Below are 14,681 nucleotides of genomic sequence, written 5' to 3'. Positions count from 1 at the left end.
CGCCGCATTGTAGCATCGCGTTAATTCATAACCGAGTACCTAAGATGTCTGAGCCGAAACGGCTGTTTTTTGCCCTCGAACTCCCCACCACCGTGCGCGAAGAGATAATACAGTGGCGAGCGGCGCATTTCCCCCCTGAAGCGGGGCGACCGGTCGCGGCCGAAAATCTGCATTTAACGCTGGCGTTTTTAGGCGATGTGAGCGCAGACAAACAACAGGCGCTGATCGCCCTTGCCGGGCGCATTCGCCAGCCCGGTTTTACGCTCAATCTCGATGATGCCGGGCAGTGGTTACGCTCTCGTGTGGTCTGGCTGGGGACGCGTCAGTCCCCACGTGGGCTGCTGCAACTGGCCAATATGCTGCGAGCCCAGGCGGCGCGCAGCGGTTGTTATCAGAGTCCGCAGCCGTTTCACCCTCACGTCACGCTACTGCGCGATGCAAGCCATGCGGTGGCGATCCCGCCGCCGGGCTTTTTCTGGTCCTTTCCGGTGACAGAATTTGCCCTCTATGCCTCGACCTTTGCACGCGGTCGCACGCGTTATACGGAACTTCAGCGCTGGACGCTCAGCGACTAATTAAGGAAATGCGCGATGCAATTTACTCCTTCTCTCCAGCGCGCGACGCTGGTTCAGCGGTATAAACGCTTTTTAGCCGATGTGATCACACCTGACGGGACTGAACTCACGCTACACTGCCCTAACACCGGGGCGATGACCGGGTGTGCAACGCCCGGTGATACGGTCTGGTATTCGACGTCGGAGAATAGTAAACGCAAATATCCGCACACCTGGGAATTAACGCAAACCCAGACGGGCGCGTTAATTTGTGTGAATACGTTATGGGCTAACAGGCTGACGAAAGAGGCCATTGAACAGGGGCGAGTTTCAGAACTTTCAGGTTATTCCACGCTGAGAAGCGAAGTAAAATACGGAGCCGAACGGAGCCGCATTGATTTTATGTTACAGGCAGATTCGCGGCCTGACTGCTATATTGAAGTGAAATCGGTAACGTTAGCGGAAAAGGATTTTGGTTATTTTCCCGATGCCATCACTGAACGAGGTCAGAAACATCTTCGGGAACTGATGAGCGTAGCGGCTGAGGGCAAACGCGCAGTGATTTTCTTTGCCGTCCTGCACTCCGCCATTACACGGTTTTCACCCGCGCGCCATATTGACGCGAAATATGCGCAACTATTGTTCGAAGCACAGCGTAAGGGGGTAGAAATTCTGGTTTATAAAGCGGAACTTTCTGCCGATAGTATGACTCTGATAGAGCCATTAACTGTCACTTTATAGTGTTGTAAACAATTGGTTATTTAGTATTCTGGTCGCGTGCGCAAATACGCTTTTCCTCACAGGGTTGTCAAGTGTTACGTTTAGTTAATTGCTATCCGGAAAAGCATCTGCTATTTATAGCGACCTGATTTTTCCCCCGAACATGGGGATCGATAGTGCGTGTTAAGGAGAAGCAACATGCAAGAAGGGCAAAACCGTAAAACATCGTCCCTGAGTATTCTCGCCATCGCTGGGGTGGAGCCGTACCAGGAGAAACCGGGCGAAGAGTATATGAACGAAGCCCAGCTGTCGCACTTCAGGCGTATTCTTGAAGCATGGCGTAATCAACTTAGGGATGAAGTCGATCGCACCGTTACTCATATGCAGGATGAAGCTGCCAACTTCCCGGACCCGGTAGACCGTGCCGCACAGGAAGAAGAGTTCAGCCTCGAACTGCGTAACCGTGACCGTGAGCGCAAACTGATCAAAAAGATCGAGAAAACGCTGAAAAAGGTTGAAGACGAAGATTTCGGCTACTGCGAATCCTGCGGTGTGGAAATTGGTATTCGTCGCCTGGAAGCGCGTCCAACAGCCGATCTGTGCATCGACTGCAAAACGCTGGCTGAAATTCGCGAAAAACAAATGGCGGGCTAAGGCCTGGCGTTTGAAACGTTTACAACAGGCGGGGCTTTCCCCGCCTGTTCATTTTTACATAAAGATGACTGACTCACACTACATTGGCCGATTCGCTCCATCGCCTTCCGGTGAACTGCATTTTGGCTCCCTCATTGCTGCGCTGGGCAGCTACTTACAGGCTCGCGCCCGTCAGGGAGTATGGCGAGTACGTATAGAAGATATTGATCCCCCTCGTGAAGTTCCCGGTGCCGCTGACACTATTCTGCGTCAACTGGAACATTACGGCCTGCACTGGGATGGCGACATTTTATGGCAGTCACAACGCCATGACGCCTACCGCGAAGCGCTCGCCTGGTTATACGACCGGGGGCTGAGCTACTACTGCACCTGTACCCGTGCGCGGATCCAGAGCATTGGCGGAATATATGATGGTCATTGCCGTGAGTTACATCACGGGCCGGAACAGGCGGCGGTGCGGATTAAACAGCGGCATCCTGTCACCCGTTTTCACGATCGGCTGCGCGGAGACATTCAGGCTGACGAGCGACTGGCGAGAGAGGATTTTATTATCCATCGCCGTGATGGGCTGTTCGCCTATAACCTGGCGGTGGTGGTGGATGACCATTTTCAGGGGGTCAGCGAAATCGTGCGCGGCGCCGATTTGATCGAACCGACGGTGCGACAAATTTCACTGTACCAGCAGTTCGGCTGGACGCCTCCCGACTATATTCATCTACCGCTGGCGCTCAATGAACAAGGCGCTAAACTTTCCAAACAGAATCATGCCCCTGCCTTGCCGCACGGCGATCCACGCCCTGTTCTTATCGACGCGCTACGCTTTCTCGGGCAACAGAGCGATTTGCCGTGGCAGGAGATGTTCGTCGATGAGATCCTGGCATCCGCCGTGGCAAACTGGACGCTTTCGACGATACCTGAATCGGCGATTGTAAATCCGGCATTCTCAAATACGTCGTGCTGAGCTATGATTAGCCGCTATTTTTACACAGCCAACGATTTGAACTGAATTCTGAATATTGTTTGACACTACCGAGGTGCACTATTTTTACCCGAGTCGCTAATTTTTGCCGCAAGGTGCTAAGCCGCGAGGAGAGCGAGGCCGAAATTGCCGTCGCCCGTCCGCGTATGACGGTCATCCCGCGCGAGCAGCACGCTATTTCACGCAAAGATATCAGTGAAAATGCCCTGAAGGTAATGTACAGGCTGAATAAAGCGGGATATGAAGCCTGGCTGGTTGGCGGTGGCGTCCGCGACCTTCTGCTCGGCAAAAAACCGAAAGATTTTGACGTCACAACCAATGCGACGCCGGACCAGGTGCGCAAGCTGTTCCGCAATTGCCGTCTTGTTGGCCGCCGTTTCCGTCTGGCGCACGTCATGTTTGGCCCTGAAATTATTGAAGTCGCCACCTTTCGAGGTCACCACGAAGGCAGCGAAAGCGACCGCACCACGTCCCAGCGCGGACAAAACGGCATGCTGCTGCGCGACAACATTTTCGGTTCCATCGAAGAAGACGCCCAGCGCCGTGACTTCACCATTAACAGCCTTTATTACAGCGTCGCCGATTTCACCGTTCGCGACTATGTCGGCGGCATGCAGGATCTGGAAGATGGCGTGATTCGCCTGATCGGCAATCCGGAAACCCGCTATCGCGAAGATCCGGTGCGGATGCTGCGCGCCGTGCGTTTCGCAGCCAAGCTCGATATGAAGATCAGCCCGGAAACGGCAGAGCCGATCCCGCGCCTGGCCACGCTGCTCAACGATATCCCGCCTGCGCGTCTGTTTGAAGAGGCGCTGAAGCTGCTACAGGCGGGCTACGGCTATGAAACTTATAAAAAGCTGCGCGAATACAGCCTGTTCCAGCCATTGTTCCCGACCATTACGCGCTATTTCACCGAGAATGGTGACAGCGCAATGGAACGTATCATCGCGCAGGTACTGAAAAATACCGATAACCGCATTCATAACGATATGCGCGTTAACCCGGCCTTCCTGTTTGCCGCGATGTTCTGGTATCCGCTGCTGGAAATGGCGCAGAAAATCGCCCAGGAAAGCGGTCTGGCCTACTATGACGCGTTTGCGCTGGCAATGAATGAAGTGCTCGATGAAGCCTGCCGTTCGCTGGCAATCCCGAAACGCCTCACGTCGCTGACCCGCGATATCTGGCAGCTACAGCTGCGCATGTCCCGTCGTCAGGGTAAACGCGCGTGGAAGCTGATGGAGCATCCGAAATTCCGCGCCGCATATGATTTACTCGCTCTGCGTGCTGAAGTGGAAAACAATGCCGAACTGCAGCGTCTGGCGCAATGGTGGGGAGAATTCCAGGTTTCTGCGCCACCCGAGCAGAAAGGCATGCTGAACGAGCTGGATGAAGATCCATCGCCGCGCCGTCGTCACCGTCGTCCGCGCAAGCGTGCGCCGCGTCGTGAAGGAACGGCATGACCCTCGTTTATATCGCACTGGGCAGTAATCTGGCCTCTCCTCTGGAGCAGGTCAATGCTGCCGTCAACGCGATAGGCGAGATCCCCGAAAGCCAGATTGTCGCCATCTCTTCTTTTTATCGAACCCCGCCGCTGGGCCCGCAGGATCAGCCCGATTACCTGAACGCCGCCGTGGCGCTGGAAACAACGCTCGAACCAGAAGCCCTGCTCGACCACACCCAGCGCATCGAACTCCAGCAGGGCCGGGTACGCAAGGCCGAACGCTGGGGACCGCGCACGTTAGACCTGGATATCATGCTGTTTGGCGATCGCGTCATCAACAGCGAACGCCTGACCGTGCCGCATTACGATATGAAAAATCGCGGTTTTATGCTCTGGCCGCTGTTCGAAATCGCCCCTGACCTGCACTTCCCTGACGGTATCTCACTGCAACAGAGACTCACTCATCTTGGTGCAGAAAAACCCGCACACTGGTAATGGCCCTCACCTCATTTCCTGTTTATTGCTTTCGCGCAAACAGTTGCTTAAAACAATTGCCCCCCTGAATGTGACTGTTAGAATGCCGGTAAATATGACGTTCACCATCAGGAAATGTTATGAAACCGACCACCCTCTCGCTGTTGCAGAAGTGCAAACAAGAGAAAAAACGCTTCGCCACCATTACTGCTTATGACTACAGTTTCGCCAGACTGTTTGCCGACGAAGGGATCAATGTGATGCTGGTCGGGGATTCCCTGGGGATGACAGTACAGGGGCATGACTCCACCCTGCCGGTGACGGTTGAGGATATCGCTTACCATACGCAGGCGGTGCGTCGCGGCGCGCCGAATTGCCTGCTGCTCGCCGATCTGCCGTTTATGGCTTACGCGACGCCGGAACAGGCCTTTGAAAATTCGGCCACCGTCATGCGCGCGGGCGCGAACATGGTCAAGATTGAAGGTGGCGCCTGGCTGGTGGAGACCGTGAAAATGCTCACCGAGCGCGCGGTCCCCGTCTGCGGACACCTGGGCCTGACGCCACAGTCGGTCAATATTTTCGGCGGCTATAAAATTCAGGGCCGTGGCGATGCCGGACAGGTTTTGCTGGACGATGCCCTGGCGCTGGAAGCCGCAGGCGCGCAGCTCATCGTGCTGGAATGCGTTCCGGTTGAACTGGCCAAACGCGTGACGGAGGCACTCTCCATTCCGGTTATCGGTATCGGTGCCGGCAACGTGACCGACGGACAAATTTTAGTCATGCACGACGCCTTTGGCATCACCGGCGGCCATATTCCGAAATTTGCCAAAAATTTCCTTACACAAGCAGGCGACATGCGCGCCGCGGTACGGCAGTATATTGCCGAGGTTGAGTCCGGCGTCTATCCGGGCGAAGAACACAGTTTCCATTAAGGAGTCTTGTTGTGCTGATTATTGAAACCCTGCCGCTGCTGCGCCAGCATATCCGCAGAGCCCGTCAGGAAGGGAAGCGCATTGCGCTGGTGCCGACGATGGGCAACCTGCATGATGGTCACATGAAGCTGGTGGATGAAGCCAAAGCCCGTGCGGACATCGTGGTGGTGAGTATTTTCGTCAACCCAATGCAGTTTGACCGTCCGGACGATCTGGTGCGCTACCCCCGCACGCTGCAGGAAGACTGCGAAAAACTGAACAAGCGTAAGGTGGATTTCGTCTTTGCTCCCGCACCGGACCAAATCTATCCTCAGGGCACCGACGGGCAGACCTACGTGGATGTCCCCGGCCTTTCGACGATGCTGGAAGGCGCCAGCCGCCCGGGCCATTTCCGTGGGGTTTCAACCATCGTCAGCAAGTTGTTCAATCTGGTACAACCGGACGTCGCCTGCTTTGGCGAGAAAGACTTCCAGCAACTGGCGCTGATCCGCAAAATGGTTGCCGACATGGGCTACGACATCGAGATCGTCGGCGTGCCGATTATTCGCGCCAAAGACGGTTTAGCCCTGAGTTCGCGTAACGGTTATCTGACGGCCGAACAACGCAAAATCGCCCCAGGTTTGTACAAAGTGATGGGCCGCATCGCGGAGAAACTGCAGGCCGGCGAGCGTGAACTGGAAGAGATTATTGCCATCGCTGAACAGGAGCTGACGGAAAAAGGCCTCCGCCCCGATGACATTCAGATCCGCGATGCTGACACGCTGCTTGAGCTAACCGAAAGCAGCCAGCGTGCGGTGATTCTGGTTGCCGCATGGCTTGGCCAGGCACGGTTAATTGACAATCAGACGGTTGCATTAACCCAGTAGACAGGGGTTAAAAATCGGGCAATACTGCCTGAGAAATTTCTCAAAGCAGGTTTCGACCTGCTTCGTTATCGATACGAGTTTAAGGTAGACGTTATGATTCGCACTATGCTGCAGGGCAAACTCCACCGCGTGAAAGTAACTCAGGCGGACCTGCACTATGAAGGTTCCTGCGCCATCGATCAGGATTTTCTGGATGCCGCCGGGATCCTTGAAAATGAAGCCATCGATATCTGGAACGTGAGCAACGGTAAACGCTTTTCCACCTATGCGATTGCCGCCGAGCGCGGTTCCAGAATCATCTCCGTCAACGGCGCAGCGGCACACTGTGCCAGCGTGGGCGACATTGTGATCATCGCCAGCTTCGTGACCATGTCTGACGAAGAAGCGCGCCGCTGGCAGCCAAAGGTCGCTTACTTCGAAGGCGACAATGAAATGAAACGCACCGCGAAAGCCATTCCGGTTCAGGTTGCGTAAGCGAACTACCCCTGCGGCTGATTGCTAATCAGCCGCGACATCGTCTCCAGAGAATCCGTTCTTAAGATATACAGGCGTTTCAGTAAAAACGGATTATCCCCCGGCTTCACCTTCCCTTTCATCGTAGTCACCGCCAGGTGAAATCCAGCCTCTTCCGCGGCTTTTACAGCCGTCGCGTTATAACCGCCAAACGGATACGAAAGATAAAGGACATGGGGATTAAACGGGGCCAGCGCACGCCGGGAGCGTGCAAAATCAAACAGAATATTGTGATGGCTGCGGCTGAGCAGGATTGGCCGGTGATAGCCGTCGACCCGATGTAAAAAGTGCGTATGGGACTGAAAGTCAAACACGTCGCGGATACCATTAAGCTCTGAAATGCTCATGAACTGCAGCGATTTGGGGTCCCATTTTTGTGGGCGAACTTTAATTCGCGACGAAATAATAAACGCCGTGGCCTTCATCCCATACTGCTTCAGCACCGGATAAGCATAACGACTCACTGACTTCAGGCCGTCATCAAAGGTAATCACCACCGCTCGCGCGGGCAGATTCATATTGTTACGCACATAGCCTTCCAGTTGCGCCATCGTCAGCGTACGGTATCCGCGATCGCGCAGCCAGGTCATCTGGTTGCTGAAGGCGCGAACTGACGTGGTGGTGGAGGTATGACGAAAACGGGTGTTCTCTTCATCGCGCAGAATATGGTGATAGGTCAGCACCGGCAATCCACGGTCTTCCTGGGCATCGAGGGCACTTATCCAGGCCAGCCGGTCGCCAATGCGAATCTGATACCAGGTTTGATTCAGCCGGTCTTTCAGTTTACTGATGATGGGATAACGCAGGTTATCCGCCAGTACGCCAAACGGCGCACTACCAATATTCGGTGCGTTATAAACGGGAGTGGCTTGCCAGGTGATCAGATTCTGATTGCTGAGCGGTTTATTAAGATCGCCGAGGCTGTCCTCAACGCGTTGTTTACCCTGCACCGGTTCCAGATGGCCTTTGTCAATAAACCCGGTACCGAAGCCGAATTTGAATTCGTAATAATCCGCCGCGACCGGAATGACAGAAATAATCTGTCCGGCGCGAATATTTCCCACGGTCACCATGTCATCGCCTATTTGCGCCCAAATAGCCGCATCTTCAGTGGTTTGCATATAGCGAGCAGGCAACGCCGCACTGACGACTGTAGAGAGGGACAGCAGCAGCAGAAACAGATATTTCATCATTAACCATAACCGGGGCAAGAAACAACGCAGCGATTGTATCAATTCACCTCATTAATAAGAATGATCAATACTCATACAAATCGTGCAGCAGAACAAAGGGAGGATTTTTCTGTTGCTGATGCCAAAGACTGGTCACCTCTGGCCCACCAAGAGCAACTATCTGGTCGCGAAACGCCTGACTACTCATGGATTCTCGTGTTGGGAGCATTTGCTCCAGCAACGTTACAGAAATGCCGGAAATGACTTCACACTGCGGATGTTTATGGCTCAGCAGTGAAGCCACACGATACGGCGCCGCACCGGGCTGGTCGGTCAGAAAGATGACGCCATCACCGGAATCCGTAGCATGCAATGCGTCGCACATCATCCGACTCAGCATGTTCGCGCTCAATCCACGCCAAAAATTCACCGCCCGGCATTGCGCCAGTGGGCCGTGTTTTTTTTCCAGAAGGCTCAGCAGTTCCTCAGCCTTATCGTCATGACAGGTTATGACCCAGCCTAGCATTTCTCACCTCATTAGCAGGCAAGTAGTTTATCAGAGTGACAAATGGAGAATGATGACAATGGTCAACAATCACCCTCTCCTCACCGGGAGGAGAGGATGAAAACGGTCAGCTACGCAACCCGCGACCGCGCTGGATTAAAGACCAGCACAGCAGATAAAACACCACAATAAAGACCACCAGCACGCCAAACGTAGTCACTAACGGCACATCGTGAATGCCGAGGAAGCCGTAGCGGAAGCCGCTAATCATATAGACGATGGGGTTCAGTTGCGATAAGCCCTGCCAGAACGGCGGCAGCAGCGTCAGGGAGTAAAACACCCCACCGAGATAGGTCAGCGGCGTCAGGACAAACGTCGGGATCAGGCTGATGTCATCAAAGGTTTTCGCAAATACGGCGTTCAACAGCCCCGCCAGCGAAAACAGAATCGCCGTCAGAACCAGCGTCAGCGCCACAAACAGCCACGAATGCACCTGGAACGGAACAAAGAACAGGGAAATCGCCGTCACCAGCACCCCAACGCACAGTCCGCGCGCCACTCCGCCGCCGACAAAACCGGCGATAATCACGTGTGTCGGTACCGGCGCAACCAGCAGCTCTTCAATGTTGCGCTGGAATTTGGCGCTAAAGAATGACGACGCCACGTTCGCATACGCGTTGGTGATGACCGCCATCATGATTAGACCCGGCACGATAAACTGCATATAGCTGAAACCGTGCATCTCGCCAATGCGGGAACCAATCAGGTTACCGAAGATAATAAAATAGAGCGTCATGGTGATGACGGGCGGCACGAGCGTCTGGATCCAGATCCGCATAAAGCGGTTAATTTCTTTCGCCCAGATGCTTTTCAGCGCGACCCAGTAAAGCTGCATCATGCGCGATCTCCTTGTTTTTCATGAACCAGTGACACAAACAGCTCTTCAAGGCGGTTCGCTTTGTTACGCATACTCAATACCTGAATGCCCTGCGCGCTGAGCTGGCTGAACACGCTGTTAATTCCCTGCTCACGCAACACTTCCACTTCCAGCGTTGAGGTATCCACCAGCCGATAGTGATAGCCCTCCAGCTGCGGCAACGGACTTTTCGCTGCCAGATCGAGAATGAAGGTTTCGGACTTGAGCTTAGAGAGCAGGTTCTTCATCGAGGTGTTTTCGACCAGCTCGCCGTGCTGAATAATCCCGATGTTGCGGCAGAGCATTTCTGCCTCTTCCAGATAGTGAGTGGTCAGAATGATCGTGGTGCCTTTGTCGTTTAAATCCTTCAAAAACCCCCACATTGAGCGGCGAAGTTCAATATCGACACCCGCTGTCGGTTCATCGAGAATCAGTAGCTTCGGCTCGTGCATCAGCGCGCGGGCGATCATCAGACGGCGCTTCATCCCGCCGGATAACATCCGCGCACGTTCGTTGCGTTTTTCCCACAGATCGAGCTGTTTTAAATACTTTTCGCTGCGCTCAACCGCCTCTTTTCGCTCCACACCGTAGTAGCCCGCCTGATTGACCACAATCTGCTGTACGGTCTCAAACGGGTTGAAGTTAAATTCCTGTGGCACCAGCCCGAGTTGACGTTTGGCGTTGACGACATCTTTTTCGAGATCGTAACCAAAGACGCTGACGCGCCCGGACGATTTATTCACCAGCGAGCTGATGATACCGATAGTGGTCGACTTGCCTGCCCCGTTCGGCCCCAGAAGCGCGTAAAAATCTCCCGCTTCGACCTGTAAATCTATCCCGCGCAGTGCCTGAACACCGCCAGGATAGGTTTTTTTAAGTTGTTGAAGTTCCAGTGCAATGGTCATAAATTTTTACTTACCTTACGTACTTACACTTTATATGTGGTTTAAATAATCCCGGAGTTGCCCTATATTAGCCCAACGCACTTATTTGGTTACAGGTCGTTAACCTCCATGAAAGACATAGATACACTCATCAGCAACAATGCACTATGGTCAAAAATGCTGGTGGAAGAGGATTCCGGATTTTTTGAGAAACTGGCGCAAGCGCAAAAACCGCGCTTTCTATGGATTGGATGTTCCGACAGTCGCGTTCCCGCAGAACGTTTAACCGGTCTTGAACCGGGCGAATTATTTGTCCACCGTAATGTGGCCAACCTGGTCATCCACACCGACCTCAACTGCCTCTCTGTTGTTCAGTATGCCGTTGATGTCCTCGAAGTTGAACACATTATTATCTGTGGTCACTACGGGTGTGGCGGCGTACAGGCTGCGGTCGATAACCCGGAACTGGGCCTCATCGACAACTGGCTGCTGCATATCCGTGATATCTGGTTCAAACATAGCTCATTGCTGGGTGAAATGCCGCAAGAGCGCCGTATGGACACGCTGTGCGAGCTGAACGTGATGGAACAGGTGTATAACCTGGGCCACTCCACCATCATGCAGTCAGCCTGGAAACGGGGTCAAAAAGTGACCATCCACGGCTGGGCATACGGTATTCACGACGGCCTGCTGCGCGATCTGGAAGTGACCGCGACCAGTCGCGCCACCCTGGAGCAGCGTTATCGTCAGGGCGTGTCTAACCTCAGCCAGAAGCACGTCAATCACAAATAAAAATCCCCGGTCATACACCAGGGATGTATCCAGTCAAAGCCGGGATTTTCCCGGCTTTTTTACGCTTATTCGTCCAGCAACACCACTTTGCCGACATACGGCAGATGACGATAGCGCTGCGCATAATCAATACCGTAGCCCACCACGAACTCATCCGGAATGGAGAACCCGATGAACTCGACCGGAACGTTCACTTCACGGCGGGAGGGTTTATCCAGCAGGGTGCAAATCGCCAGAGATTTCGGTTCACGCAGGCTCAGGATTTCACGCACTTTCGACAGCGTGTTACCGGAGTCGATAATGTCTTCCACAATCAGCACGTCCTTGCCGCGAATGTCTTCATCGAGATCTTTGAGGATCTTGACGTCACGGGTGGTGGACATGCCGCTACCGTAGCTGGAGGCGGTCATAAAATCGACTTCATGAGATACCTGCACTTCACGGCACAGGTCCGCCATAAACATGAATGAGCCACGTAGCAGACCCACCAGCACCATATCACTGCCGCTGTCTTTATAACGCTCAGTAATCTGACGACCCAGTTCAGCGATACGCGCTTTGATCTCCGCTTCGGGGATCATGACTTCTACAGTATGTTTCATATCTCTAACCATATGATTTAAAAACAAATCACTCAATGCCTGCTCTTGATAAGTCAGCATCTAAGCGCAAGGCACGCAGTATACCAGTAAAAGTATTTATTCGCGGCATCTCTTAATAAAGCTCATTTTGTGATGACGATCACACATGTTAAATCCTATAATTAATTGCTACTAAAAAATTAACAAATTGAGATGGTGTATTTTTATGGCAGATAACAACGCACGTTCGCCACGGTTACTCGTGACGCTAACGGCCCTCTTTGCAGCGCTATGCGGGCTTTATCTTTTGATCGGCGGAGGCTGGCTGGTCGCCATTGGCGGCTCCTGGTACTACCCGATTGCGGGACTGGTGATGCTGGGCGTTGCCGTATTGCTCTGGCGCAGCAAACGTTCCGCACTCTGGCTGTACGCCGCCCTGCTCCTCGCCACCCTGATTTGGGGCGTGTGGGAGGTCGGGTTCGACTTTTGGGCGCTGACGCCGCGCAGCGATATTCTGGTCTTCTTCGGCATCTGGCTGATTTTACCGTTCGTCTGGCATCGCCTGATCGTCCCTTCCCGCGGTGCCGTAGCTGCTCTGGTGGTGGCCCTGCTGATCAGCGGCGGGATCCTCACCTGGGCGGGCTTTCATGATCCGCAGGAGATCAACGGCACGCTGAGCGCCGACGCCACACCAGCCGAACCTATCTCCGCCATTTCGGACAACGACTGGCCCGCGTATGGTCGTAATCAGGAAGGCCAGCGCTTCTCGCCGCTCAAACAGATCAACACCGATAACGTTCACAACCTGAAAGAAGCGTGGGTGTTTCGCACCGGTGACCTGAAGCAGCCGAACGATCCGGGTGAAATCACCAATGAAGTGACGCCGATTAAGGTTGGCGATACGCTGTATCTTTGTACCGCCCATCAGCGTCTGTTCGCGCTGGATGCCGCTACCGGTAAAGAGAAGTGGCATTTCGATCCGCAACTCAATACCAACACCAGCTTCCAGCACGTGACCTGCCGTGGCGTGTCGTACCATGAAGCGAAAGCCGATAACGCTTCCCCGGAAGTGGTTGCCGACTGTCCGCGCCGTATCATCCTGCCCGTCAACGACGGTCGTCTGTTTGCGGTGAATGCCGAAACCGGCAAGCTGTGTGAAACCTTTGCCAACAAAGGTATTCTGAATCTGCAGACCAACATGCCGGACACCACGCCGGGTCTGTATGAGCCAACATCGCCGCCAATCATCACCGATAAAACGATTGTGATTGCTGGTTCAGTAACGGATAACTTCTCCACGCGCGAAACCTCGGGCGTGATCCGTGGTTTTGACGTCAATAACGGCAAACTGCTGTGGGCGTTCGATCCGGGTGCGAAAGACCCGAATGCAATCCCTTCCGATGAGCACTCTTTTACCTTTAACTCGCCGAACTCCTGGGCTCCGGCGGCCTACGACGCGAAGCTGGATCTGGTCTATCTGCCGATGGGGGTGACTACGCCGGATATCTGGGGGGGTAACCGTACGCCAGAGCAGGAACGCTACGCCAGCTCGATTGTGGCGCTGAACGCGACCACCGGTAAACTTGCCTGGAGCTATCAGACCGTCCACCACGATCTGTGGGATATGGACATGCCGTCCCAGCCGACGCTGGCGGATATCACCGTCAACGGTGAGAAAGTCCCTGTTATCTACGCGCCAGCGAAAACCGGTAACATCTTTGTCCTCGACCGCCGTAACGGTGAACTGGTCGTTCCGGCACCGGAAAAACCGGTTCCGCAGGGTGCCGCGAAAGGCGATTACGTCAGCAAAACGCAGCCGTTCTCTGAACTGAGTTTCCGCCCGAAAAAAGATCTGACCGGAGCGGATATGTGGGGCGCCACCATGTTCGATCAACTGGTGTGCCGCGTGATGTTCCACCAGATGCGCTATGAGGGCATCTTTACTCCGCCGTCTGAGCAGGGCACGCTGGTGTTCCCGGGTAACCTCGGGATGTTCGAATGGGGTGGTATCTCGGTCGATCCGAACCGTCAGGTGGCGATTGCCAACCCGATGGCGCTGCCGTTCGTCTCGAAGCTGATCCCACGCGGTCCGGGTAATCCGATGGAACAGCCGAAAGATGCAAAAGGCACAGGCACCGAATCCGGTATCCAGCCGCAATATGGCGTGCCGTTTGGCGTCACGCTGAACCCATTCCTGTCGCCGTTTGGTCTGCCATGTAAGCAACCGGCCTGGGGTTATATCTCCGCGCTGGATCTGAAGACCAATGAGGTAGTCTGGAAAAAACGCATTGGCACGCCGCAGGACAGCATGCCGTTCCCGATGCCGGTTCCAGTACCGTTCAATATGGGGATGCCAATGCTGGGCGGTCCTATCTCAACGGCGGGCAACGTGTTGTTTATTGCCGCCACGGCGGATAACTACCTGCGCGCCTATAACATGAGCAACGGTGAGAAACTGTGGCAGGGGCGTCTGCCAGCCGGTGGACAAGCCACACCGATGACCTATGAGGTGAACGGCAAACAGTATGTCGTGATTTCAGCCGGAGGCCACGGCTCGTTTGGTACGAAGATGGGCGATTATATTGTCGCTTACGCCTTGCCTGACGACGCGAAATAAAACCATTTTGTTCTGAGCAGAGACAGCGTGGAAATCCCACGCTGTCTTTTTTTAACGCAAAATGCCCGCAATACTTGCGGG

General features: G+C 54.2%; 16 protein-coding genes. 11 read left to right on the top strand and 5 right to left on the bottom strand.

The features are described from left to right. The first annotated feature begins 44 nt into the window (after window positions 1–44). The 9 genes from thpR (at window position 45) to panD (ending at window position 7,094) form a co-directional block, all read left to right on the top strand. Window positions 45–575, top strand: a complete 531-nt coding sequence (gene thpR / locus HVX64_RS05435; RefSeq protein WP_044255404.1) for an RNA 2',3'-cyclic phosphodiesterase — start codon at window positions 45–47, stop codon at window positions 573–575. A 15-nt stretch (window positions 576–590) separates the two neighbouring features. Next, the gene (gene sfsA / locus HVX64_RS05430; RefSeq protein ID WP_042997887.1) at window positions 591–1,295 is read left to right on the top strand and encodes a DNA/RNA nuclease SfsA; all 705 of its coding nucleotides are present in this window, start codon (window positions 591–593) and stop codon (window positions 1,293–1,295) included. A 177-nt stretch (window positions 1,296–1,472) separates the two neighbouring features. After that, window positions 1,473–1,928 carry an RNA polymerase-binding protein DksA gene (gene dksA / locus HVX64_RS05425; protein WP_003829221.1) on the top strand — a complete coding sequence of 152 codons (456 nt, stop codon included), beginning with the start codon at window positions 1,473–1,475 and terminating at the stop codon, window positions 1,926–1,928. 64 nt (window positions 1,929–1,992) lie between these two features. Continuing rightward, window positions 1,993–2,889: a tRNA glutamyl-Q(34) synthetase GluQRS gene (gene gluQRS, locus HVX64_RS05420; protein WP_044255407.1), complete on the top strand. Its 897-nt coding sequence runs from the start codon at window positions 1,993–1,995 to the stop codon at window positions 2,887–2,889. Between the two features lie 80 nt (window positions 2,890–2,969). Then, window positions 2,970–4,367: a polynucleotide adenylyltransferase PcnB gene (gene pcnB / locus HVX64_RS05415; protein ID WP_205685287.1), complete on the top strand. Its 1,398-nt coding sequence runs from the start codon at window positions 2,970–2,972 to the stop codon at window positions 4,365–4,367. Further along, window positions 4,364–4,843, top strand: a complete 480-nt coding sequence (gene folK, locus HVX64_RS05410; RefSeq protein ID WP_044255410.1) for a 2-amino-4-hydroxy-6-hydroxymethyldihydropteridine diphosphokinase — start codon at window positions 4,364–4,366, stop codon at window positions 4,841–4,843. The genes pcnB and folK overlap by 4 nt, the downstream gene beginning before the upstream one ends. Before the next feature lie 119 nt (window positions 4,844–4,962). Further along, complete coding sequence (gene panB, locus HVX64_RS05405) at window positions 4,963–5,754, top strand: 3-methyl-2-oxobutanoate hydroxymethyltransferase (protein WP_042997890.1); 792 nt, start codon at window positions 4,963–4,965, stop codon at window positions 5,752–5,754. An 11-nt stretch (window positions 5,755–5,765) separates the two neighbouring features. Then, window positions 5,766–6,620 (top strand): pantoate--beta-alanine ligase, encoded by an 855-nt coding sequence (panC, locus tag HVX64_RS05400; RefSeq protein ID WP_181825310.1) that lies wholly within the window; start codon window positions 5,766–5,768, stop codon window positions 6,618–6,620. Window positions 6,621–6,713: 93 nt separating this feature from the next. Further along, window positions 6,714–7,094: an aspartate 1-decarboxylase gene (gene panD, locus HVX64_RS05395; protein ID WP_042323756.1), complete on the top strand. Its 381-nt coding sequence runs from the start codon at window positions 6,714–6,716 to the stop codon at window positions 7,092–7,094. A gap of 5 nt (window positions 7,095–7,099) precedes the next feature. Here the strand turns inward: panD and HVX64_RS05390 are convergent, their stop codons facing one another. The 4 genes from HVX64_RS05390 to HVX64_RS05375 form a co-directional block, all read right to left on the bottom strand. Further along, window positions 7,100–8,326, bottom strand: coding sequence for a polysaccharide deacetylase family protein (locus HVX64_RS05390; protein WP_042997892.1), 1,227 nt, complete (start codon window positions 8,324–8,326; stop codon window positions 7,100–7,102). Between the two features lie 64 nt (window positions 8,327–8,390). Beyond that, complete coding sequence (locus HVX64_RS05385; protein WP_044255413.1) at window positions 8,391–8,831, bottom strand: PTS sugar transporter subunit IIA; 441 nt, start codon at window positions 8,829–8,831, stop codon at window positions 8,391–8,393. A 106-nt stretch (window positions 8,832–8,937) separates the two neighbouring features. Further along, on the bottom strand, window positions 8,938–9,708 hold the full coding sequence (locus HVX64_RS05380) for an ABC transporter permease (RefSeq protein WP_042997893.1): 771 nt from the start codon (window positions 9,706–9,708) through the stop codon (window positions 8,938–8,940). Then, window positions 9,705–10,631: an ABC transporter ATP-binding protein gene (locus HVX64_RS05375; protein WP_042997894.1), complete on the bottom strand. Its 927-nt coding sequence runs from the start codon at window positions 10,629–10,631 to the stop codon at window positions 9,705–9,707. Before HVX64_RS05375 ends, HVX64_RS05380 begins: the two co-directional genes overlap by 4 nt. 108 nt (window positions 10,632–10,739) lie before the next feature. Here HVX64_RS05375 and can point away from each other — a divergent pair, with 108 nt between their 5' ends. Continuing rightward, a complete protein-coding gene (can, locus tag HVX64_RS05370) occupies window positions 10,740–11,402 on the top strand; it encodes a carbonate dehydratase (protein WP_042997895.1) in 663 nt (220 codons plus the stop codon). 65 nt (window positions 11,403–11,467) lie between these two features. Here can and hpt read toward each other — a convergent pair whose 3' ends face one another. Then, on the bottom strand, window positions 11,468–12,004 hold the full coding sequence (hpt, locus tag HVX64_RS05365) for a hypoxanthine phosphoribosyltransferase (protein ID WP_042997896.1): 537 nt from the start codon (window positions 12,002–12,004) through the stop codon (window positions 11,468–11,470). 205 nt (window positions 12,005–12,209) lie between these two features. Between hpt and HVX64_RS05360 the strand changes: the two genes are divergently transcribed. After that, a complete protein-coding gene (locus tag HVX64_RS05360) occupies window positions 12,210–14,600 on the top strand; it encodes a pyrroloquinoline quinone-dependent dehydrogenase (protein WP_044255416.1) in 2,391 nt (796 codons plus the stop codon). Window positions 14,601–14,681 lie beyond the last annotated feature (81 nt).

The organism is Citrobacter sp. RHB20-C16 (assembly GCF_013890155.1).
Lineage (GTDB): Bacteria > Pseudomonadota > Gammaproteobacteria > Enterobacterales > Enterobacteriaceae > Citrobacter_A > Citrobacter_A amalonaticus.
This window is presented reverse-complemented; position numbering and strand designations above follow the sequence as displayed.